Here is a 20,781-nt window from a genome sequence, read left to right as displayed (position 1 = left end):
TCGGCAGGCTCACCGTCACGGCCAGCCCTTGCCCGGGGGCGGTTCGTACCGTGACTTCGCCGCCGTGTGCTTGTACGACGCCCTGCACGATGGCCAGGCCGAGCCCGCTGCCCGCGCCGCCGCCCGCGCGGAAGAAGCGGTCGAAGACTCGTGCCGCGTCCTCCTCGGACAGTCCCGGGCCCTCGTCCGTGACGCACACCCGGACCGTCCCGTCCGCCCGCTCCACGCCCAGCCGCACCGGCACGTCGGCGGGTGTGTGGATGCGGACGTTGGTCACCAGATTGCCCAGCACCTGCCGCAGCCCCGACTCGTCCGCGCGCACCAGCAGGGAGCCGTCGGCGGCCACGGTGACCGGGCGGTCCGGCTGCTGCACCCGCAGGTCCTCGGCCGCGTCCCGCACCAGGCGGCTCACGTCCACGTTCCGCAGGCGCAGTTCGGGCCGCTGGTCGAGGCGGGCGAGGGTGAGCAGCTCGTCGACCAGCCGCCCCATGCGGTCCGCCTCGGCGTTCACCCGGTCCCAGGCGCGTCGGCGCTCGTCCGGCTCGGTCAGCATGCCCTTGTCGTAGAGCTGGAGGTAGCCGCGTATCGCCGACAGCGGGGTGCGCAGCTCGTGCGAGGCGTCGGCGACGAACCGGCGCAACTGGGCCGCGCTGCGCTCGCGCGTCCGGTACGCCGACTCCACCTGGTGCAGCATGGAGTTGAGCGCGAGCCGCAGCTGCTCGACCTCCTGGGTCGGATGGTGGCTGGAGGGGACCCGCCGGGTGAGGTCGCCCTCGGCTATGGCCGACGAGGTCTCCACCATGTCCTCCAGGGGCCGTAGCCCCTGCCGGACGCTGAACATCGTCAAACAGCCCAGCAGCCCGATCAGCAGGGTGCCGACGGCGAGGTCCAGCTTCAGGGCCTTGGCTATGCCCTTGTGCAGGCCGTCGGTGGAGGTGGCGAGCAGGATGTAGTGACCGTCGGCGAGCCGGATCGCGGTCGCGCGGTACGTGGCGCCGCGCACCGTGACATCGTGCGGCTCGGGGTCCGCGGCCAGGGCCCGCGGATCGTCCACCGCCGCCGCGAGGCCGCGCTGGGCGACGGTGGGCTCGATGTCGAAGAGCGTGATGGCCTCGCCCCGGCCGTCCACCGCGGCGAAGATCGAGTCCGGGGCCGGCTGCTCGTCCGTGCCGTTGGGCGCGAACCGGTCGCGGATGACGCCGAGCACGCTCAGCGAGTCGATCTGGCGCAGGGTGAGCCGCGAACCGCCCAGCGAGTCACGCATCTTGACCATCTCGGAGTCCACCTGGCCGACCAGATAGTGGCGCATCCCCATCAGGCTGACCGCGGTCGCCGCGATGATGCCGACGGCGAGCAGCGCGACGTTCGCGAGGGTCATCCTGCCGCGCAGGGAGTGCACCCCATGGGGCCGTTCGAACCGAGGGAGCCTCATGCCAGCCCGTATCCGACGCCCCGCCGGGTGGTGATCACCGGGGGCCCCAGGGTGTCCAGCTTGCGCCGCAGATAGCTGATGTAGGTCTCGACGACGGTCGACTCGGCCGGGGTGTGCTCGTACTGCCAGACGTGACGCAGGAGTTGCTCCTTGGGCACGATCCGGCCGCCGTTGCGCACCAGGAACCGCAGCAGCGCGTACTCGGTGGGGGTCAGCTCGACCGTGCGGCCCGCGCGGTGCACCGAGTACGTCGTCTCGTCCAGCTCCAGGTCGCCGTAGCGCAGCGGCGGCTGCTGCGGGATGACGTCGGCCGGGCGGGTGCGGCGCAGCACGGCGGCGATCCGGGCGACGACCACGTCGATGTCGAACGGCTTGGTGATGTAGTCGTCGCCGAAGGCGAGGGCGCCGACCATCTCGGCGGGCGAGTCGCGCGCGGTGAGGAAGACCAGGGCCAGCTCGGGCCGCCGGGCGCGCAGCTCGCGGCCCAGGGCGCGGCCGTCGCCGTCCGGCAGCATGACGTCGAGCAGCGCGGCGTCGGGCCGGGTGCGCTCGGCGAGCGCGAGGGCCTCGCGGACGGTGCCCGCCGTCATCACCTCGAAGCGGTGGTAGCGCAGGGCGATGGCGAGGACGTCCGCGATGCTCGGCTCGTCCTCCACGACCAGCACGGTTCCTGGAGCCGTCATGCCCCCAGTATCCGTACACCCACCGACAACGGTGGCCGGTCGCAGCTTTGGAGTTCCTTGAGAGTCAAGTCGGTCCCATGTCCACACGCGAGTGGTGCCCCCAATCCTGTTGCCCAGGACCTGGGGGACCAACCGACCGAACGAACCGGATGAACCGGACTATCAAGGAGTTTTGAGCGTGGAAGCATTGGCACGGTGGTGCTATCGGCACCGGCTGGTGGTCCTGTTGTTGTGGGTGGGGGCGCTGTTCGGCCTGGGATTCTCGGCGTCGACGGCGGGCACGGACTACGCGAACGTCTTCTCCCTTCCCGACACGGACTCCAAGCGGGCGTACGACCTGATGGAGAAGGCGTTCCCGGACAGCTCGGGCGACACCGACACGGTGGTGTGGAAGGTCGGCTCCGGCTCGGTGAAGGACCAGGACGTACGGTCCCGGATCCAGCCGGCGCTGGAGAAGATCGCGAAGATGAAGGGCGTCGGCGACGTCACCGGCCCCTACTCCGGCCCCCGCGGCGCGGCGCAGGTCAGCCGTGACGGACGGATCGCGTACGCGCAGATCACGTTCACGGACCGGGCGAACGCCGTACCCAAGGACCTGGTCCAGGACGTCGTCGACACCGCGCAGGCCGCCGAACGCGGCGGTCTCGAAGTGGAGCTCGGCGGCCAGGCGATCCAGCGGGTGCAGGAGCCGCCGACGGGCCTCGCGGAGATGGTCGGCATCGTGGCCGCCGCCGTCGTCCTGTTCCTGGCCTTCGGCTCGCTCTTCGCGATGCTGCTGCCGATCGGTGTGGCCATCTTCGGCGTGGGCACGGGGCTGTTCTCCACCCAGCTGCTCAGCCACACCACCGACATCCCCGACCTGGCCCCGCTGCTCGCCACCCTGATCGGCCTCGGCGTCGGCATCGACTACGCGCTGTTCATCGTCACCCGGCACCGGCGCGGCATCCTGCGCGGCATGGACCCGGAGCAGTCGGCGGTCACCGCCCTCAACACCTCCGGCCGCGCGGTGCTGTTCGCGGGCGGCACGGTGTGCATCGCGCTCGCCGGAATGCTGGTGACGAACCTGCGCTTCCTGGACGGCGTGGTGATCGGCACGTCCCTCACGGTGGTGCTGAGCGTCCTCGCGGCGACCACGCTCCTGCCGGCCCTGCTCGGCTTCCTCGGCCCCCGGGTGCTCAGCCGCCGTCAGCGCCGCCGGCTCGCCGCACAGGGCCCCGAGCGGGAGCGGACGAGCGGACTCGCGGTGCGCTGGTCGGCGGGCGTCCAGAAGCGCCCCCGTACGATCGCCGTGCTCGCCGTGGTCCTCATGGCCGCGCTCGCCCTCCCGGTGCTGTCGCTGCGGCTCGGCGCGACGGACCAGGGCAACGACGACGCGTCGACGACCACGAGGAAGGCGTACGACCTGCTCGCGGAGGGCTTCGGTCCCGGCTTCAACGGGCCGCTCCAGGTGGTGACGTCCGGTGGCGACACGACGACCCTGGTGAAGGACATCGAGGCGACGTCCGGGGTGGCCCAGGTCGCGCCGTTGCCGCCCGCCCGGGGCGTCACGGTCATCCAGGTCGTCCCGACGACCTCGCCCCAGTCGAAGCAGACGGACGACCTGATCGACGTCCTGCGGGACGAGGTGATCCCGAAGGCGGGCGTGCAGGCGCACGTGGGCGGTGTGACGGCGGTGTCGAAGGACTTCGCGACGGTCACCGGCGACCGCCTCCCGTACTTCATCGCGACCATCGTCGGCCTGGGCTTCCTGCTTCTGCTGATCGCCTTCCGCTCCCTGGTGGTGCCGCTGACGGCCGCGGTGATGAACCTGATCGCGGCGGCGGCCTCCTTCGGCGTCCTCGTCGCGATCTTCCAGTGGGGCTGGGGCCTGGATCTGCTCGGCCTCGGCAAGGAGGGCCCGATCAACGCCTTCCTGCCGGTCATCATGCTGTCCCTGCTCTTCGGCCTGTCGATGGACTACCAGGTGTTCCTGGTGAGCCGGATGCACGAGGAGTGGGTCCACACGAAGGACAACGCGCGCGCGGTGCGTGTCGGTCTGGCCGAGACCAGCCGCGTCATCAACTCCGCGGCCCTGATCATGGTCTGCGTGTTCCTGGCGTTCGTGCTCAGCGGCGACTCGGGCGCGGCGACGGCGGGCGTGGGCCTTGCGGTCGCGGTGGCCCTGGACGCGTTCATCCTGCGTACGGCGCTGGTGCCGGCGGCGATGCATTTGCTGGGCGGCTCGAACTGGTGGCTGCCGGGGTGGCTGGAGAAGCGGCTGCCGCACCTGGCGGTGGAGCCCAAGGAAGAGGCCGAGGAACCGGCTGAGCAGCAGAGCGGCCCCGCCTCGGTGGTCCATGGCTTCGTCCGCACGGCGGACGGCGACCCCGTCGAGAACGCCGCGGTGACCCTGCTCTCGAAGGCCGGCCGCCAACTGGACCGCGTGATGTCTCTGGCCGACGGCTCGTACATCGTGTCGGTACCGACGCCGGGTTCCTATGTGCTGGCGGTGACAGCGGGCTCGTACGGCTCCCGGGCCCGGCATGTGGCGGTGACGGACGGGCCGGTGGTGTACGACGTGGAATTGGCGGAGGGGGAGGTGGACGCGGTCAACTGACTCAGGTCAGCCCGGCTTTGAGGAGGCGCTCGACATCCAGTACCACCTTGCCACCCACGGACTCGGGGAGCGTGACGAGCTCCCCGGGGATGTGGATCCCGTGTTCGGCGTAACGGCCACCCGTGGGTTCGGTCAGTACATGCAGGCGCTGGTGCTGGCGGTCCACGATGACGTAGACGGGAATTCGGGCCTTGGCGTAGGAGCCGACCTTGGTCTGCAGATCCGTCTTCCAGTTGCTGGAGGTGACCTCCATGACCAGACGGAAGCACGTCGGGTCGTAGCAGCTGTTCTCCACGAGGTGATCTCGGTAGTCGTCGTCGACCACCGACAGGTCGGGGATCGCGTAGTCCTCCGGGCCGCTGGGGAGCCAGAGTCCGATGCCCGGGAGCACCCGTACCAGGCCCATACTCATGAATGGGGCAGCGAACAGCATCAGGGCCTCGGAGTGGGGGCCGTCCGGTGCGGGGCTCACGAGAATCTGCTCTCCGATGATCTCGACGCGGAGGCCCGGAACGCTCTCCATGATGTGGTTCGCTTCGGCGATGAGCGACCGCTCCTCGTGCGGCTGCTCGACAGCTGCTGCGGACATCAGGTGCCTCCCATGGGCTGGTGTCGAGAGCATCATCGTAGGCAGAAAGAGCCCCCGCCGTCCCGTCCGAACCGCTTCATCGAAAGTGATCACTCCGCCCCGCCCCGCCGCCCCTTGCCCGCCGGATCCGGCAGCGCCTTCGTCATCCCCGGCAGGAAGTCCGTGAACAGCTCGTGCACCTCGTGCACCAGCGGCCGCAGCACCCGGAACCGGGCCAGCGACACACCCCGCGCGGTGAGCCGCGCCCCCCGCGCCGCCAGGCGGTAACTGCGCTCGCGGCCCTCCGTGCGGTCGAAGATCCAGTACAGGACGAGCCCCATCTGGGAGAGCCACATCAGCTCGGGCAGGACCTCCCGCAGTTCCTCCGGCACCTTGGTCTTCGCCCCGCGCAGCACCTCCTTGTGGACGCTGATCGCCTCCATGCGCGCGTGCTCGCTCTCCGGCGAGAAGGGGCTGAGCGGGCTGTCCGGATCGGCGGCGTTCTTGAAGAACTGCACCGCGAACTCGTGGTAAGGCCGCGCGACGTCCAGCCATGCCTTCAGCACGCCCGCGAGCCGCGCCTCCAGGTCGGTCTCCCGGGCCAGGACCTCACGGACCGCCACCTGGTGCTCGGCGGCGATCCGGTCGTAGAAGCCCTGGATCAGGTGCTCCTTGCCCGCGAAGTAGTAGTACGCGTTGCCGACGGAGACCCCGGCCTCCTTGGCGATGGCCCGCATCGTCGTCTTGTCGTAGCCGCGCTCCTGGAAGAGCCGCATCGCGGTCTCCAGGATCAGCGCGCGGGTCTGCTCGGACTTGCTGGGGGCGTCGGCCTCACCGGGCCGGCCGGACTCGTTCATCGCGGACACGCAAAGAGCCTAACGACTGGCGCAGGCACCGCCGTCGCACCCCGGAGGAGCGTACGTCCACCCCTGGCGGGGGTCGTACGACCAGCCGTCCTCCCGCCGGTAGACCTTCCCGCCCCACTGGCCGCCCCGCCACTTGGCGGCGGCCAGTACCGCACCCTTGGCGAGCCCGGTGCCGACCGTGGTGCTGAGCCGGTGGGCGAGCGGGCGGTACTCGCGCAGGGCCCACAGGACGACGATCCAGGCGGCGGCGCCCCGGTAGACCTGCCCGGCGTCCCCGACGACGGTGACCTCGTCGAGGGTGGCGCGGTGGTCGAGCCCCGGGTACCGCCGCCGGGCCTGCGCCGACCCCGCCGGCACCAGCTCCAGCGGCACCAACTGCCGCTGCTTCACGAGCCAGTCGCGCACATGGGCGCACAGGGAGCACTCGGCGTCGTACAGCACGGTGAGCCCGTGGACCGGGACGCGCACGGCGCCCCGGTCTGCGGTGGCCGGCACGGCGCTCACACCCCGGTGCCCGGGGCGGCCCAGCCCTGCGGCGCGACGGGCGGCACCTGCTCCCGGTCCAGCACCCCGCGCCGCCGGATCCGGCTCAGCACGTACACATTGCCCAGGTGCATCACACCGAGCACGAGCAGCACCACGCCGAGCTTGGTCGACAGGGCCTCGAAGATGCCGCGGGTGTCCTCGATGGTGTCGTCACCGCTCAGGTACAGCGCCACGAAGCCGAGGTTGACCAGGTAGAAGCCGACCACCAGGAGGTGGTTGACGGCGTCGGCGAGCTGCTCGTTCCCGTGCAGTACGTCGGAGAGGAAGATCCGTCCGTTGCGGCTGAGCGTGCGGGCCACCCAGACGGTCAGCGCGATGCTGACGGCCAGGTAGATGACGTAGGCGATGACGGTGCGATCCATGCCCCACCCCTTCTTGAACGCGTTCAAAACGCTGACAGGGATGACTGTAGACCTGTTTTTGAACGTGTTCAACTCAAGTGTGGCGGGCTCCGCATCAGGGCCGTCTGCCGAGCTCCGGGCGCTTGGAGTAGTCCGCGAACCCGAGGACGTTGCCCCAGGGGTCGGCGATCTCGACGGTCCAGCCGGTCGCCACGGGGAAGGGTTCGTCGAGCAGGGTGATGCCGCGTTCGGTGAGCTTTTGCGCCGCGACCCGCGCGTCCGGCACCTCCAGCCAGACGCGCGGCGAGGGCCATGTGGGCGGCCGGTACCCCAGCTCCTCCTCGACCCGCAGCAGAATCCCGGGCGTCTCGCCGCCGACCTTCAGCAGCGCGATCCCGCCCTCGTCGAACCGGAAGGCGACACCGAACCCGGCACGCTCGTAGAAGCCGACGGCCTCCGCGAGGTCCCCGACGGGGAGCAGCACGTTGTCGAACCCGAGCAGCTCGTACGACTCGTCATCTGACATGCCATCAGATTAGGTACGGCGCAACGGGCCCCCACGCGGACAGACCGCGTAGGTCACCCGCCCGGCGGTGTCGGAGAGGGGCGAGCACGGCCGCCGCGTCCTCGGCGCGCAGGGCCCGGACGAACGGCTCGGCCAGGTTCAGGGGGGCACCGGTCGTGGACCGACACGGGCAGGCACTGCGCGGGGCCGTCCCCGGTCCTCGTCGACCGCGGGTCCGACTCGTCAGCCGCCCAACAGTCGAACTCGGGCAGCACCCGCAGCACCCCCACGGGAGGCTTTCATGGTCACCGTATGCCCGTCCCCTTGAAGTCCGAACCCGGGCTCGGCCCGGGAAGACGAGTGGGCCCCGTCCCGGTGTGAAACCGGAGGCGGGGCCCACCTTGCCGCAGTGGAGCGGAGCTCAGAAGCGGCGGGTGATCAGGGCCTTCTTGACCTCGGCGATCGCCTTCGTGACCTCGATGCCGCGCGGGCAGGCATCCGTGCAGTTGAAGGTCGTGCGGCAGCGCCACACGCCGTCGCGGTCGTTGAGGATCTCCAGGCGCTGCTCGCCGGCCTCGTCACGCGAGTCGAAGATGAAACGGTGCGCGTTGACGATGGCCGCCGGGCCGAAGTACTGGCCGTCGTTCCAGAAGACCGGGCAGGAGGACGTGCAGGCGGCGCAGAGGATGCACTTCGTCGTGTCGTCGAACCGCTCGCGGTCCTCCGCCGACTGCAGACGCTCGCGCGTCGGCTCGTTCGTGTCCTTCGTGACGAGGAAGGGCATGACGTCCCGGTACGCCTGGAAGAACGGCTCCATGTCCACGACCAGGTCCTTGAGGACCGTGAGGCCCTTGATGGGCTCGATCGTGATCGGCTTCTCGGGGTTGATGTCCTTGATCAGCGTCTTGCAGGCAAGACGGTTCTTGCCGTTGATCCGCATCGCGTCCGAGCCGCAGATGCCGTGGGCGCAGGAGCGACGGAAGGTGAGGGTGCCGTCGAGGTCCCACTTGATCTTGTGCAGACCGTCGAGGACCCGCTCCTTCGGGTCGATTTCCAGCTGGAAGTCTTCCCAGGCCGCCTCGGCCGAGACCTCCGGGTTGAACCGGCGGACCCGGAACGTGACCGTGATGTAGGGAGAGCCCGCGGCCTCCGCCTCCACCTTGTCCAGAACAGGAGTTGCCATCAGTACTTACGCTCCATCGGCTGGTAGCGGGTCTGGACGACCGGCTTGTAGTCGAGACGGACGGACTCGGTGCCGTCGTCGCCCACCTCGCGGTACGCCATGGTGTGGCGCATGAAGTTGACGTCGTCGCGGTTGGGGTAGTCCTCGCGGTAGTGGCCGCCGCGGGACTCCTTGCGGGCGAGTGCCGACACCGCCATGACCTCGGCCAGCTCCAGCAGGTTGCCCAGCTCGATGGCCTCCAGCAGGTCCGTGTTGAACCGCCTGCCCTTGTCCTGGATCGCCACGTTCTTGTAGCGCTCGCGCAGCTCGGCGATCTTCTCGACCGCGGTCTTGATCGTCTGCTCGGTGCGGAACACCATGACGTTCGCGTCCATGGTCTCCTGCAGCTCGCGACGGATCTGGGCGACCCGCTCGTTGCCCGTCGAGGTGCGCAGCTGCTCGATCTGCTCGACGACGAAGGACGCCGGGTCCTCCGGCAGCTCGACGTACTCCGCCTTCTGGGAGTACTCGGCGGCGGCGATGCCCGCGCGGCGGCCGAACACGTTGATGTCCAGCAGGGAGTTCGTGCCGAGACGGTTGGCGCCGTGCACCGACACGCAAGCGACCTCGCCGGCCGCGTACAGGCCCGGGACGACCGTGGTGTTGTCCGACAGGACCTCACCCTCGACGTTCGTCGGGATGCCGCCCATCGCGTAGTGCGCGGTCGGCTGGATCGGGATCGGGTCCGTGTACGGCTCGATGCCGAGGTACGTACGCGCGAACTCGGTGATGTCCGGGAGCTTGGCGTCCAGCTGCTCCGGCGGGAGGTGGGTGAGGTCCAGGTAGACGTGGTCGCCCTCGGGACCGCAGCCGCGGCCCTCACGGATCTCCGTGTAGATGGAGCGGGAGACGACGTCACGGGACGCGAGGTCCTTCATGACCGGCGCGTACTTCTCCATGAAGCGCTCGCCGTCCTTGTTGCGGAGGATGCCGCCCTCACCACGGGCGCCCTCCGTCAGCAGGATGCCCATGCGCCAGATGCCGGTCGGGTGGAACTGGAAGAACTCCATGTCCTCCAGCGGCAGTCCGCGGCGGTAGACGGCGGCCTGGCCGTCACCGGTCAGCGTGTGCGCGTTGGACGTCACCTTGAAGAACTTGCCGGTGCCGCCCGAGGCGTAGATGACTGCCTTCGCCTGGAAGACGTGGATCTCACCGGTGGCCAGCTCGTAGGCCACCACACCGGCCGACTTCTTGACGCCGTCGACCTCGGTGATCAGCTGGTCCAGGACGTAGAACTCGTTGAAGAACTCCACGCCCTCCTTGACGCAGTTCTGGTACAGCGTCTGGAGGATCATGTGGCCGGTGCGGTCGGCCGCGTAGCAGGAGCGGCGGACCGGGGCCTCGCCGTGGTTGCGGCTGTGACCGCCGAAGCGGCGCTGGTCGATCGTTCCGCCCGGCGTCCGGTTGAACGGCAGGCCCATCTTCTCCAGGTCGAGGACGGCGTCGATGGCCTCCTTCGCCAGGATCTCGGCGGCGTCCTGGTCGACCAGGTAGTCACCGCCCTTGATCGTGTCGAAGGTGTGCCACTCCCAGTTGTCCTCCTCCACGTTGGCCAGCGCGGCGGCCATGCCGCCCTGCGCGGCGCCCGTGTGGGAGCGGGTGGGGTAGAGCTTGGTCAGGACCGCGGTGCGGCTGCGCTTCGTGGACTCGATGGCCGCGCGCATGCCCGCGCCGCCGGCGCCGACGATGACGGTGTCGTACTTGTGGATCTTCATGATTCTCGCAGCCCCGTGCCTAGCGGATGTTCGGGTCGAAGGTGAAGATCACCAGCGTGCCCAGCAGGATGGTGAACACCGTGGCCGTGTAGAGCAGGCCCTTGAGCCACAGCCGGGTGTTCGCGCGCTCCGCGTAGTCGTTGATGACCGTGCGCAGGCCGTTGGCACCGTGCAGCATCGCGAGCCAGAGCATCAGCAGGTCCCAGACCTGCCAGAACGGGGACGCCCAGCGGCCGGCCACGAAGGCGAAGCCGATCTTGGAGACGCCGCCGTCCAGCACGAGCTGGATCAGCAGGTGGCCGATGACCAGGACGACCAGCACGACACCGGACAGGCGCATGAACAGCCAGGCGGCCATCTCGAAGTTGCCGCGGGTGGACCGCGGGGTCTTCTTGGTGCGCTTGCGCGGAGCCTCGATGAGCGGGGCCGGGTTGTCGACGTTGTACAGGGCGGCGCCCTCGACGGGGCCGATCCCGGACGCGGTGGTTTCAGTGGTGGACATCGGCGTCAGCTCCCGAACAGAACACGAGCGGCGTGGCCGAGGACCGGGTAGATCGCGCCGGCCATCAGGACGACCCAGACGACGACCACGGACCACAGCATCTGCTTCTGGTAGCGCGCGCCCTTCGACCAGAAGTCGACGGCGATGACGCGCAGGCCGTTGAGCGCGTGGAAGAGAATGGCGGCCACCAGGCCGTACTCCAGCAGCGCGACGATCGGCGTCTTGTACGTGGCTACGACCTTGTCGTAGTCCTCGGGGGAGACACGGACGAGAGCGGTGTCCAGCACATGAACGAACAGGAAGAAGAAGATGAGGACGCCGGTGACTCGGTGAGCCACCCAGGACCACATTCCTTCCCGGCCGCGGTACAGCGTTCCAGCCGGCACGGAAGAACCCTCCGGGAGCGGGGACTAGGGCCGCGCCGGCTTCGGTTGTCGGTCGGGCCCGGCCGGGTACGGTCCACCGGCCCCCAGCATCGTAGCCACGTGCCGCCGCTCGCCTGACAGGGGGCCTACCTCGTGTGATCAAACTGGCACCGGACGGGCTATTGGCGGGGCGGCATCTGGGGTGGGGTGTCCCGTTATTTGCCGGGTGCGGGTGCGTTGTGGCTTCTCGTGCGGCACCCCGCGCCCCCGAGCAGCTGCCCCAGCCGTTGCTTCGCGAGGCGCCGGATCTCCTCTGCCGTGAGGACGCGCTCCTCCTCCCGATCGTTCGTCAATCGTGACCGGATTCCTTCGAGGATGCGGTCGAGGGTTTCCTCGGGCGGAGTGTCACCCAGATAGATGACGAACGCGTGTCCGAATCGCGCCTCGTACGCGGCATGGGCAGCACTCAGTGCCGTATGCGCGGCGGAGTACGTGTCTTCGGGCAGGTCCGGCAACGACTCCCCGGCCAGCGCTTCCGAGAGGTCCGCGGGAGCGAGGTCGTACGCCGCCTCGTCCGCCGCGGCCAGGAGGGAGTCCAGGTCGGGGTAGGGACGGTGGTCGGCGACCCGCCGCGCCCAGCGCACGCTGCGCAGACAGGCGAGGAGGACGGTGTGGGCCTCTTCGACGGGCGCGGTGTTGAAGCCCTCCAGGAGGTCGGCGCAGGTGGGAGTGCGGGTCTGCTCCGGGAGGTACGGGAGACGGTGCGCAGGCAGCGTGGGTCCTCGCGTCACATGTGTTTTGGCAGGGGATGCTGGGAAAGATGTATCGCCACGTTACCGAGAGCGGTCAGGGTGTGTCCGAAGGATGCCCGAATTTCACTCGGACGGGAGAGTTTCGGACCATGCGGTGGACGCAGCGCCCTTCCGGGAGTCGTAGGTTGGCAAGGTGAGCCAGCACAGGCGCCGGGCGTCGGCGCAGCAGGTGAGGCAGAGGCGGGCGTTGACCGCCGCCGCCTTCGTCGGCACGGTGGCCCTCGGTGCCGGGCTCGCGGTCTGGGCCTCCACGGGCGGGGGCGACGGCGGACAGCCCGCGGGGGCGGCGCGGACGTCCCCGGGCGCCACGGCGACGACCTCGGGCAAGACCCCGGCCAGCCCGACGCCCTCCCGCTCCTACCCGCTGTCCCAGGCGCCCCGCACGATCCCCGCCGTCCGCTCCCACACCCCCGCACACGGCCCCGGCTGGCGTCCGGCGCGCGGTGAGCGCGTGGTGGTGAGCGACCCGGCGCTCGCCGACGAGGGGCGGCTCATAGCCGGTGAACTGGGGCTGTCGTACGCGGGCGAGAAGAACGACGTACGCCCGGGGGACGTACGGCTGGCGCTCGGCGGCGGCAAGGGCGCGAACCCGGAGTCGTACACCATGACCGTGCGCGGCGGGGGCGTGGACATAACCGGTCCCGCCGACGCGGGAGTCTTCTACGGCACGCGCACCCTCAAGCAGGAGGTCCACGGCGGCGGTACGGCCCCGGAGGGCGTCGTACGCGACCAGCCGGCCAAGCCGCAGCGCGGGTTCATGCTGGACATAGCGCGCAAGCCGTACTCCGCATCCTGGATCGAGGACCGGGTGCGTGAGCTGGGGGACCTGAAGTACAACCAGCTGGGGCTGCACTTCTCCGACGACCAGGGGTTCCGGATCGAGTCCACGACCCACCCCGAGATCGTCTCCGCCAACCATCTGACCAAGGCCCAGGTCAAGCGGATCGTCGACCTCGCGGCCGGCCGGCACATCACGGTCGTTCCTGAGATCGACTCGCCAGGGCACCTGGGTGCCGTCCTCGCCGCCCACCCCGACCTGCAACTGCGCAACGCGCAGGGCGCTGCGACGCGCGGGGCGATCGACATATCCAAGCGCGCGTCCGCGGCGATCGTCGACGACCTGCTCAACGAGTACGCGAGCGTGTTCCCCGGCGCCTACTGGCACCTCGGCGGCGACGAGTACCAGGCGCTCGTGGTCGCCGACCCGCAGGCCTCCTACCCGCAACTGGCCGCGGCCGCGCGGAAGGCGTACGGCTCCGGCGGGACCGTCGCCGACCTCACCACCGGCTGGCTGGGCGACCGCGCCGACACCGTCCGCGCCCACCGGCGGACGATCCGGGTCTGGAACGACGGCTTCTTCCGCGGCACGTCCGTCCAGCCCGCCAAGGACCTCCAGGTCGCCTACTGGACCGGCAAGGAGATCGGCGCCCGGCAGCCGGTCGAGTACCTGAGCGCGGGACGGCAGGTCCTCAACTACAACGACGAGTTCCTCTACTACGTCCTCGGGGAGCCGCAGACCTTCGTCTATCCCACGGGACAGCGGATCTACGAGCAGTGGAACCCGCGGGTGCTGCGCGGCACCACCGCCGTGCCCGCCCGGTACGACGGGCAGATACTCGGCGGGTCCTTCGCGGTCTGGAGCGACCGCGCGTACGCCCAGACGCAGGACCAGGTGGCCGCCGGCATCCGGATGCCGCTGCGGGCCACCGCCCAGAAGCTGTGGGACCCGGGCACACCCGCCATGCCCTGGACGGAGTTCAAGAAGCTGGCGGACCGGCTGGGCTGACGCCCGATCGAGTGGACGTACGAGTCTTTCGAACCGTATCTTCCGGATATCGCGCACGTGCCTCACGGGGGAGAGCCGTGCCCGGATTCGCGACCACACCTCGGGGGACTCAATGATCTGTTCGCGCTGCCATCACTTCGCCGCCGCGCCCGGCGGAACCCTCTGCACCCGGTGCGCGGGCGAGCCGCCCGCGCCGATGCCGGCGTACACCGGGACGCCGTACAGCGCAGTGCCGTACGCCGCCGCGCCCGGTGCCTGGCTGCGCTCGCCGGTGGTGCTCGGCCGGGCCGCCGCCGCGGCGCTCGGGCTCGTCATCGCCGTCGATCTGTTCGCGATCTGGGCGGACTTCCTGCAGCTCGACGTCGCGAGCGAGATCGTGGACGGCGCGAGCGGCTCCGACGTGGTCCGGCGGGCCGACCGCGCCGACTCCCTCTACGGCGCGTCGGGCATCGCCCAGGGGGTCGCGCTGATCGGGAGCATCGTCGTCTTCCTGTGCTGGTTTTACCGGGTGCGCGTCAACGCCGAGGTGTTCGACGCGTCCGGGCACAGCAAGTCGCGCGGCTGGGCGATCGGCGGCTGGTTCACCCCCGTGGTCAACCTGTGGTATCCGCGCCGGATCACCCTCGACATCTGGGACGCCAGCAGTCCCTGGGGCAAGCCTGCCTCGCACGCGCTGGTCAACGCCTGGTGGACGCTGTGGATCATCTCGCTCTTCGCCGACCGGGCCGCGCTGACCCAGTACCGCAGGGCCGAGGGCGCGGCGGAGCTGCGCGACGCCACCCGCACGATGCTGTTCTCCGACGCGCTCGACGTAGCGGCGGCCGTGCTCGCCATCCTCGTCGTGCTGCGGCTGACCCGGATGCAGCACCGCAAGGCGCTCGCGGGACCGGTGCCCGCCGCGGTCTGACCTTCGCCGGCGCGTATTTCCGCCCTTCCCCGGTCCGCAATACCGCATACGGCTGCGAACCCCTGTACGGCTGTGGTGTATTCGGCGCGACCGAACCGTGCGGCCGTGGGGGGACGAGCAATGGGTCACTGGGGCTACTTCGTCGTCGGCCGCGCCGAGCGGCCGCTCGCCGAACTGGACGCGCTGTCCGGCGCCGAGGGCATGACCCGGCGGGCCTTCGCGCCCGGCGGCTGGCAGGTGTGGGAGTACACCGGGGACGGCGGCGACATCGGGAACATGAACGCGCTCGCCGAACAGACCGGCGCGCCCGCGCTCTTCGGGTACGTCATGGACAGCGCCTGTGTGGTCGTCGAGGCGGCCGCGCCGGAGAGCGGCGGCTGGACCACGTGTCTGGCACGGGCGGCGATGGCCGGGTACCTGGGCGCCGAGCGCGAGGGTCTCACCCTGGACGACTACTTCCTCGAACCCGCCGACGCCGCCGGACGCGCGGTCGCCTGGGCCGCCGAGGCCGGGCACACGGTCAGCGCCGAGGCGCTGATCGAGGTGCTGACCGCCGACCCCGACCCTTTGGCCGAAAACCTTTTCTTCCGCCTTCTCGACCTGCTCGGTGTGGTGCCCCTGTGACACTACCGGCCCATCGCACGCAGTAAGGGGAAGTGCGGGCTCCGTAAAGGTCGGCGCCCTGGCGAGGGAGGCGTGGATGAGCCTGGTGGAACTGATCGCGCAGGCCGACGAACGCGGACTGGCTGCCAGCGGGTTGGCTTGTTTGGATCGGTGCGTCCCCCTGCTGGGCGGCGACGACGAGGTCCTTCGGCCGGTCTGGGCAAGCCTGACGGACGGCGGTGGCGACTGGGGCGAGTGCCTGGAGAAGGCACGCGCCGCGCTCGACTCGGCCGACCCCGACGACCCCGGCGAGGACGAGGCCGCGCTGCTCGCCCGCCGGATGCTGGGCGCCGCGCCGGCCGTGCGCGACGCCGCCGAGATACGGGTCTGGGCCGACGCCTGCTCGGTCGCCTCGCTCCAGATCCACCGCCTCCTCGACTCCGCCGAGGACGGTGCCGGCTCCGTCGACCAGCGCCGAGAGGGCCGTACGGAGGGCATGTCGCCGCTGGTCGCCGCCGAACTGCGGCGCCAGGTCACCGTCCTGGAGCTGCTCGCCGAGCACGGCGCGGGCGGGCTGCGCCGGGCGCTGGAGGTGTCGGTCGAGGGGCGGCGGGTGCTGCGCGCGGTCGTGTCGCGGCGGGCACGCGGCCGGGCCTGAGGCCGGGCCTGAGGCCCACCGCACCACCCGCCCCGGCACACTTCACCGCACGAGCCGCTTCACCGCACGAGCCACTTCACCACCGCTTCGCCGTAGTGCGCCGCCTGCGCGTAGAACGCCGACAGATCCCGGTGCGCCGACTCGAAGGCGGCCCGGATCTGTGACTCCGTGTCGGCATCGGCATCGCGCGGCACGAGATCGTGCCGGGCCATACGCCACAGCGACTCGAAGTCGATCGAGTCGAGGAATGCGGCGACCCGGTCCGCCTCCGCCGCGGTGAGCAGCAGGAACGGCGGCTGGGCGGGGTCGGGGTGACAGACGCGGTGCCCGCCGAGCACCACGTCGGTCTCCGGACCCTCCATGTCATGGCGCAGCGAGGCGCCGACGTAGAGGAGGTCATGGTCGAGATACCGCTTGTCCAGCATCTCTTCACGGTGCCGGTCGAGCCGCACCCGCACCGTGTTCCAGTCGTCCTCGAACAGCCTGCGCAGCCAGTTGGCGCTGTTGCGCAGCGCCGGGGCAGGTATTGCGCGGAGATGGAAGTACGTGCTCATCACTCAATGGAGCGCAGCGGAGGCCCCAAGTATCACTCCCCGGCAAACCCGAAATCCTGAGCGAATCCTGTGGGCGTTGTGCGGGTGCGCTGCGCCGGTCCTGCACCGGTTGCGGAAACGGCCCGGATCCGGGTGACGAAAACGCCGCTGACCTCGCTCTACCGAATGTGACTGTCGAGTATGTGAGAACACAGCAGGAGACCAGGCCGCATGCGGCGGCGAAGCCGGTGCGGTGGGCGGCCGACGCGGTGGCGACCATGCGTGAGGGCGCGCGGGTGCGGCTCGACTACTCGGCGCAGAGCCTGTGGCGCGTCGACCGGCTGATCGAGGACATCCGGCGCGAGGACGCACCGTACGCCGCCGTCGAGAACGTGCTGCGGGCTCTGGGCGCGTACGCCGGTGAGGTGATCGTCCGGCAGACCGGCGCCGAGTGGTGGGCGACCGGCGGCGACCACTGGGTCCGTACGCCCGACGGCAAGCTCTGGGACCCCATCGACGAGGCCCGCCGCTGCTTCGACGGGCAGGGGTCGCTGCGACTGCTGTGCCGGGACGCGACGGCCGCGTCCGCACGGCTCTGACGGGTTGCGGCCGCACGGCTCCGACAGGCCGCGTCCACACGGCTCGAACGAGCCGAATGCACACGGCTCAAACGAGCCGAATGCACACGGCTCGGAAAAACAGAATGCGCACGGCTCGGAAAAACCGAAGGCCGGGGCCCCGCTGAGCGGGACCCCGGCCGACTGCTGAACAGGGTTACGGCGTCATCGTCTGGCCCAGCCGGGCCCCCGCCGGTGTGCCCAGTGCCGACCTGCTGAGGACGAGGGTCTGGCTGTAGCCGAGGCCCGTGCTGTTGCTCGGCAGGTACATCAGGATGCCGTCACCGGCGTTCTCGCCCTCCACACCGAACGTCAGATCGGCGCGCCCGTACCCGGACAGGTCCGTCAGGGACACCGACGAGCCGAACCGGTCGTCGGTCTCGGTGCTGTCCGGGACCCCCGTGGTGTCCTGCGAGACGAGGACCGCGCCGGTGCCGGTGAGACCGGAGGCGCTGCCCTTGACCAGGAAGGTCGCTCCCGCGTTGGAGTACTTCACGGCCGAGCGGGTGAGGTCCTCGCCGGGGGCGCCCACGAGCGTGTCCTGGTAGCCGTCGCCGTTGAAGTCGCCGACCGAGACGGCGGTGCCGAAGGCGTCACCGGACTCGTCCGTCTCCGGGACGCCCGTCGTGTCCTGGTGGATCACGGTCATGCCGGTGGTCGTGAAGCCCGTCGACGTGCCCGGGACCATCGTGACCTGGCCGCCCGCCTTGCCGCCGGACTCGCTCGCGACCGGCTGGCCGATGACGATGTCGTCGTAGCCGTTGCCGTTGACGTCTCCGGCCGCGATCGACCGGCCGCCCTTGACGGAGATGACCCCCGCCTTGGTCAGACCCGTCGCCGAGCCGGCGAACCGGACCACGCGCCCGATGCCGCCCGCGTCACGGTAGTTGAGGGCCACGTCGCCGTAGCCGTCCCGGTTGAAGTCGCCGGTCGCGGCGTCCAGGTAGGCCACCGAACCCGTGGCGGTGGTCAGGGTGCCGGCGGTGGTGGCGCCACCGGTCAGCCGGACGTTCCAGTTGCCGCCCTTGCCGGTGCCGGCCGAGAACACGTCCGCCTTGCCGTCGCCGTTGAAGTCGCCGACCGCGACCGTGGAGCCGAGCTTGGCGCCCGCCGCCGTGACACCCGACGTGGTGTACGAGAAGCCGGAGTTGAGACCCGGCCCGTACAGCACCGTCACCGTGCCCCGGTCCGCGTTGCCGCTGGTGTCGTCCTCGCCGGGCGCGCCGATCGCGAGGTCGGCGTAGCCGTCGCCGTTGACGTCGCCCCAGGAGGTCGAGGTGCCGAAGGCGTCGCCGCTCTCGGAGGAGCCGGGGACACCGGGGCTGTTCTGGGTGAGCGTCACCTTCGATGCCTTGACCGGCCCGTCGACACCGCCCGGCACGACGGTCACCGAGTTCGCCTTGGGGGTGCCGGCGACCAGGTCGGCGATGCCGTCCCGGTTGTAGTCCGAGGTGCGCAGGGCGTGCGAGACACCCGGCGTCCTGGCCAGCGTGGCGATCAGGGGGAGCTTCTTGTAGAGGTTGTCGCCGGGGCAGGCCGTGGCGTTGGTGTCCCGGTGGCCGAAGACGCGCGGCAGCGTGATGGACGTGCCCTTCGCGACCTTGTTGCCGTCGACGCCCGCGGCGCTGCCGGAGGTCAGCGTCACCTTGCCGGTCGGGTCGACGCCGTACATCCCGAACTTCCAGGCCACGATGCGGGCGATCGAGTCGAGCGCGGCCCTGGACGGCTGCGCGCTCATGTAGTTGCCGATGTACGAGATGCCGACCGTGTTGGTGTTGAACCCGATGTCGTGCGCGCCGATCACCGGCAGGTCCGCGCCGCCGCTGCGGCCCTCGAAGATCTGGCCGCAGCGGTCGACGACGAAGTTGTAGCCGACGTCGAAGTAGCCGCGGGCGAAGTGCTCCTGCTGGATGGTCCGCATACGGCCGCGGGACTCGGCGCAGGACAGCTTGTTGTCGCTGTCCATGCCCGTGTGGTGGATCACGGCGGCCTTGATCTCGGCGCCGTACTCGGGTGTGCCGTTGTAGGCGGTGGAGGCGCCCCACTCCGCCTGCGTGATGATCGGCGGCTTCGCGACCGTGGAGGGGCGCGGGGCCGGGACCGTGCTGGACGGGGACGGGGACGGCGAGGCGGATGCGGAGGCCGAGTCGGACACGGAGGCCGAAGGCGAGTCGGACGGTGAGCCGGACGGCGGGTCCGTCGGGACCGGCGGGTCGCTCGGCGTGACGGTCCCGGCCGGGGAGTCCGTCGGCAGCGGGGAGTCCGTCGGTACCGGGGAGTCCGTCGCCGGGGCGGTGGTCTCCTCCGCGAACGCCGCGGGCTCCGTGGTGCCCTTCGGGTCGGTGCCCGGGTCGAGCAGTCTGACGTCCATGCCGGCCGGCTGGCCGCCCGCCTCGGTGCCGTCGGCGTTCACCAGGCGCACCTGGACGCCGTCGGAGTCACCGGTCCACAGCGAGGCCGTACCGCCACGCACGGCACCGGCGGCCCGCTGTGCCTCCACTCCGTCGGCCTGGAACGGATCGTCCACCAGCCGCTGCCACGCGGACCACTTGCCCGTCTCGATGTCCCGGGTGCGCACCTCGGGCCTGCCCTTGGCGTTCACGTGGGCGTCGTCCCAGGTCAGCAGCAGCGCGCTGAACCGGTCGGTGCGCTGCTGCCCCAGGCCCTTGCGGCCGGCGCCCCGGCTCTCCAACTTGACCGTGTGCACGGCCGCCTTGCGGCCCGCGCCCTTGCCGTCGCTCTGCGCGCCGGGATCCGCGATCGCATAGGTCACGGCTCCCGCGCCGCCCAGGACGACGGCTCCGAGTGTCAGCCACGCCCTCCGCTTGAGACTGAGCGGTCTGTACGCACGCGTCCTGCGAGGACTCAACTACCCCACCCCTAGAAATGAACCACGATGACACCACCTGTCACACAGGTGATACTTGTAAAGCGCAATGAAAGGTCCAGACGTCACCCGAGGGGCCGAACCGCGGCGGCCGCCGCCTGCTGCGGCGTCGGTGAGCCGACCTCGGCCTGACAGGTGGCGCGCCCGAACTTCCCGTAGGCGGAGGCGGTCTGGACGTGCTTGCCGCGCACGGCGAGCGAGCAGCTGGCCCGTCCGCCCTTCTCACCGAGCGTGATCGAGACCAGCGGCGACCGCCCGAGCGGCACCTCCACGGTCTTCTTCCACGGCAGCGCGACGGCACGGTCGACGATGGCCGCCCCGGCCTCGCTGCGGCCCTGGTAGGCGATGTCGGCGGTGCCGTCGCCGGTCACCTCGTACGTCACGGCGGCGGTCGGGACATGCGGCCCGGCCGGCTTGTCCGCCGTGTCGAGCACGCCGTACAGCACGAGCCCGCCGCAGGCGGCGACCAGGATCCCGGCGACGGTGAGAGAGCGCCAGTCCCTCGTCGATTCCGTATCGGTTGATGCCATGGGCGCGGTTTATAGCTCATTCGGCGAACCGCTTTCCAGTGCGCGGAAGAAACGGGCGAATCGGCGGAGGGAAATCCCGGGATCCGCCCCGACGTGGGGTCAACTAT

General features: G+C 70.4%; 21 protein-coding genes. 6 read left to right on the top strand and 15 right to left on the bottom strand.

What is annotated here, in order from left to right; translation table 11 throughout:
* Together ACFY1J_RS32660 and ACFY1J_RS32655 are read right to left on the bottom strand one after the other, a co-directional pair.
* On the bottom strand, positions 1-1,432 hold a 1,432-nt coding region (locus tag ACFY1J_RS32660), incomplete at its 3' end, for an ATP-binding protein (RefSeq protein WP_390732475.1).
* Positions 1,429-2,115, bottom strand: coding sequence for a response regulator transcription factor (locus ACFY1J_RS32655; RefSeq protein WP_390710087.1), 687 nt, complete (start codon positions 2,113-2,115; stop codon positions 1,429-1,431). The genes ACFY1J_RS32660 and ACFY1J_RS32655, both read right to left, overlap by 4 nt.
* Before the next feature lie 187 nt (positions 2,116-2,302).
* Between ACFY1J_RS32655 and ACFY1J_RS32650 the strand changes: the two genes are divergently transcribed.
* Positions 2,303-4,711, top strand: coding sequence for an MMPL family transporter (locus tag ACFY1J_RS32650; protein ID WP_390710286.1), 2,409 nt, complete (start codon positions 2,303-2,305; stop codon positions 4,709-4,711).
* A 1-nt stretch (position 4,712) separates the two neighbouring features.
* Here ACFY1J_RS32650 and ACFY1J_RS32645 read toward each other — a convergent pair whose 3' ends face one another.
* From ACFY1J_RS32645 to ACFY1J_RS32600, 10 genes are all read right to left on the bottom strand, one after another.
* Positions 4,713-5,300: a Uma2 family endonuclease gene (locus tag ACFY1J_RS32645; RefSeq protein WP_390732474.1), complete on the bottom strand. Its 588-nt coding sequence runs from the start codon at positions 5,298-5,300 to the stop codon at positions 4,713-4,715.
* Between the two features lie 89 nt (positions 5,301-5,389).
* A complete protein-coding gene (locus ACFY1J_RS32640) occupies positions 5,390-6,136 on the bottom strand; it encodes a TetR/AcrR family transcriptional regulator (protein ID WP_390710285.1) in 747 nt (248 codons plus the stop codon).
* Between the two features lie 18 nt (positions 6,137-6,154).
* Positions 6,155-6,649, bottom strand: coding sequence for a thiol-disulfide oxidoreductase DCC family protein (locus tag ACFY1J_RS32635; RefSeq protein ID WP_390710085.1), 495 nt, complete (start codon positions 6,647-6,649; stop codon positions 6,155-6,157).
* Positions 6,646-7,053 (bottom strand): hypothetical protein, encoded by a 408-nt coding sequence (locus ACFY1J_RS32630; RefSeq protein ID WP_390710084.1) that lies wholly within the window; start codon positions 7,051-7,053, stop codon positions 6,646-6,648. The genes ACFY1J_RS32635 and ACFY1J_RS32630 overlap by 4 nt, the downstream gene beginning before the upstream one ends.
* 94 nt (positions 7,054-7,147) lie before the next feature.
* Complete coding sequence (locus ACFY1J_RS32625; RefSeq protein ID WP_390710083.1) at positions 7,148-7,558, bottom strand: VOC family protein; 411 nt, start codon at positions 7,556-7,558, stop codon at positions 7,148-7,150.
* Between the two features lie 400 nt (positions 7,559-7,958).
* The gene (locus tag ACFY1J_RS32620; protein ID WP_390710082.1) at positions 7,959-8,720 is read right to left on the bottom strand and encodes a succinate dehydrogenase iron-sulfur subunit; all 762 of its coding nucleotides are present in this window, start codon (positions 8,718-8,720) and stop codon (positions 7,959-7,961) included.
* Positions 8,720-10,474 (bottom strand): succinate dehydrogenase flavoprotein subunit, encoded by a 1,755-nt coding sequence (gene sdhA / locus ACFY1J_RS32615; RefSeq protein WP_390710081.1) that lies wholly within the window; start codon positions 10,472-10,474, stop codon positions 8,720-8,722. Before sdhA ends, ACFY1J_RS32620 begins: the two co-directional genes overlap by 1 nt.
* A 19-nt stretch (positions 10,475-10,493) precedes the next feature.
* The gene (locus ACFY1J_RS32610) at positions 10,494-10,976 is read right to left on the bottom strand and encodes a succinate dehydrogenase hydrophobic membrane anchor subunit (RefSeq protein ID WP_390710080.1); all 483 of its coding nucleotides are present in this window, start codon (positions 10,974-10,976) and stop codon (positions 10,494-10,496) included.
* 5 nt (positions 10,977-10,981) lie between these two features.
* Positions 10,982-11,362 (bottom strand): succinate dehydrogenase, cytochrome b556 subunit, encoded by a 381-nt coding sequence (gene sdhC, locus ACFY1J_RS32605; protein WP_363293801.1) that lies wholly within the window; start codon positions 11,360-11,362, stop codon positions 10,982-10,984.
* A 194-nt stretch (positions 11,363-11,556) separates the two neighbouring features.
* The gene (locus ACFY1J_RS32600; protein WP_390710079.1) at positions 11,557-12,132 is read right to left on the bottom strand and encodes a 2-oxo-4-hydroxy-4-carboxy-5-ureidoimidazoline decarboxylase; all 576 of its coding nucleotides are present in this window, start codon (positions 12,130-12,132) and stop codon (positions 11,557-11,559) included.
* A 154-nt stretch (positions 12,133-12,286) separates the two neighbouring features.
* Here ACFY1J_RS32600 and ACFY1J_RS32595 point away from each other — a divergent pair, with 154 nt between their 5' ends.
* From ACFY1J_RS32595 to ACFY1J_RS32580, 4 genes are all read left to right on the top strand, one after another.
* Complete coding sequence (locus tag ACFY1J_RS32595; RefSeq protein WP_390710078.1) at positions 12,287-13,939, top strand: glycoside hydrolase family 20 protein; 1,653 nt, start codon at positions 12,287-12,289, stop codon at positions 13,937-13,939.
* Positions 13,940-14,051: 112 nt separating this feature from the next.
* On the top strand, positions 14,052-14,846 hold the full coding sequence (locus ACFY1J_RS32590) for a DUF4328 domain-containing protein (RefSeq protein ID WP_390710077.1): 795 nt from the start codon (positions 14,052-14,054) through the stop codon (positions 14,844-14,846).
* A gap of 120 nt (positions 14,847-14,966) precedes the next feature.
* Entirely contained in the window at positions 14,967-15,470 is a 504-nt protein-coding gene (locus tag ACFY1J_RS32585) for a hypothetical protein (RefSeq protein ID WP_390710284.1), read from the top strand.
* A 76-nt stretch (positions 15,471-15,546) separates the two neighbouring features.
* Positions 15,547-16,107 (top strand): hypothetical protein, encoded by a 561-nt coding sequence (locus ACFY1J_RS32580; protein ID WP_390710076.1) that lies wholly within the window; start codon positions 15,547-15,549, stop codon positions 16,105-16,107.
* 59 nt (positions 16,108-16,166) lie between these two features.
* On the opposite strand, the gene ACFY1J_RS32575 is transcribed toward ACFY1J_RS32580, so the two are convergent.
* Positions 16,167-16,661: a DUF1877 family protein gene (locus ACFY1J_RS32575; protein ID WP_390710075.1), complete on the bottom strand. Its 495-nt coding sequence runs from the start codon at positions 16,659-16,661 to the stop codon at positions 16,167-16,169.
* A gap of 182 nt (positions 16,662-16,843) precedes the next feature.
* On the opposite strand from ACFY1J_RS32575, the gene ACFY1J_RS32570 reads away from it, so the two are divergent.
* The gene (locus ACFY1J_RS32570; protein ID WP_390710074.1) at positions 16,844-17,239 is read left to right on the top strand and encodes a hypothetical protein; all 396 of its coding nucleotides are present in this window, start codon (positions 16,844-16,846) and stop codon (positions 17,237-17,239) included.
* A gap of 175 nt (positions 17,240-17,414) precedes the next feature.
* On the opposite strand, the gene ACFY1J_RS32565 is transcribed toward ACFY1J_RS32570, so the two are convergent.
* A complete protein-coding gene (locus tag ACFY1J_RS32565) occupies positions 17,415-20,030 on the bottom strand; it encodes an N-acetylmuramoyl-L-alanine amidase (protein ID WP_390710073.1) in 2,616 nt (871 codons plus the stop codon).
* A 179-nt stretch (positions 20,031-20,209) separates the two neighbouring features.
* Positions 20,210-20,674: a hypothetical protein gene (locus tag ACFY1J_RS32560; RefSeq protein ID WP_390710072.1), complete on the bottom strand. Its 465-nt coding sequence runs from the start codon at positions 20,672-20,674 to the stop codon at positions 20,210-20,212.
* Between the last annotated feature and the right edge of the window lie 107 nt (positions 20,675-20,781).

It is taken from the genome of Streptomyces sp. NPDC001406, from assembly GCF_042895285.1.
GTDB lineage: Bacteria > Actinomycetota > Actinomycetes > Streptomycetales > Streptomycetaceae > Streptomyces.
This window is presented reverse-complemented; position numbering and strand designations above follow the sequence as displayed.

Bases quoted from the DNA above. Each gene is read 5' to 3' on its own strand.
- ACFY1J_RS32575 (WP_390710075.1), bottom strand. From the start codon at position 16,661: ATGAGCACGTACTTCCATCTCCGCGCAATACCTGCCCCGGCGCTGCGC.
- ACFY1J_RS32630 (WP_390710084.1), bottom strand. From the start codon at position 7,053: ATGGATCGCACCGTCATCGCCTACGTCATCTACCTGGCCGTCAGCATC.
- ACFY1J_RS32590 (WP_390710077.1), top strand. From the start codon at position 14,052: ATGATCTGTTCGCGCTGCCATCACTTCGCCGCCGCGCCCGGCGGAACC.
- ACFY1J_RS32560 (WP_390710072.1), bottom strand. From the start codon at position 20,674: ATGGCATCAACCGATACGGAATCGACGAGGGACTGGCGCTCTCTCACC.
- sdhA (WP_390710081.1), bottom strand. From the start codon at position 10,474: ATGAAGATCCACAAGTACGACACCGTCATCGTCGGCGCCGGCGGCGCG.
- ACFY1J_RS32625 (WP_390710083.1), bottom strand. From the start codon at position 7,558: ATGTCAGATGACGAGTCGTACGAGCTGCTCGGGTTCGACAACGTGCTG.
- ACFY1J_RS32640 (WP_390710285.1), bottom strand. From the start codon at position 6,136: ATGAACGAGTCCGGCCGGCCCGGTGAGGCCGACGCCCCCAGCAAGTCC.
- ACFY1J_RS32655 (WP_390710087.1), bottom strand. From the start codon at position 2,115: ATGACGGCTCCAGGAACCGTGCTGGTCGTGGAGGACGAGCCGAGCATC.
- ACFY1J_RS32585 (WP_390710284.1), top strand. From the start codon at position 14,967: ATGGGTCACTGGGGCTACTTCGTCGTCGGCCGCGCCGAGCGGCCGCTC.
- ACFY1J_RS32645 (WP_390732474.1), bottom strand. From the start codon at position 5,300: ATGTCCGCAGCAGCTGTCGAGCAGCCGCACGAGGAGCGGTCGCTCATC.
- ACFY1J_RS32620 (WP_390710082.1), bottom strand. From the start codon at position 8,720: ATGGCAACTCCTGTTCTGGACAAGGTGGAGGCGGAGGCCGCGGGCTCT.
- ACFY1J_RS32580 (WP_390710076.1), top strand. From the start codon at position 15,547: ATGAGCCTGGTGGAACTGATCGCGCAGGCCGACGAACGCGGACTGGCT.
- ACFY1J_RS32610 (WP_390710080.1), bottom strand. From the start codon at position 10,976: ATGTCCACCACTGAAACCACCGCGTCCGGGATCGGCCCCGTCGAGGGC.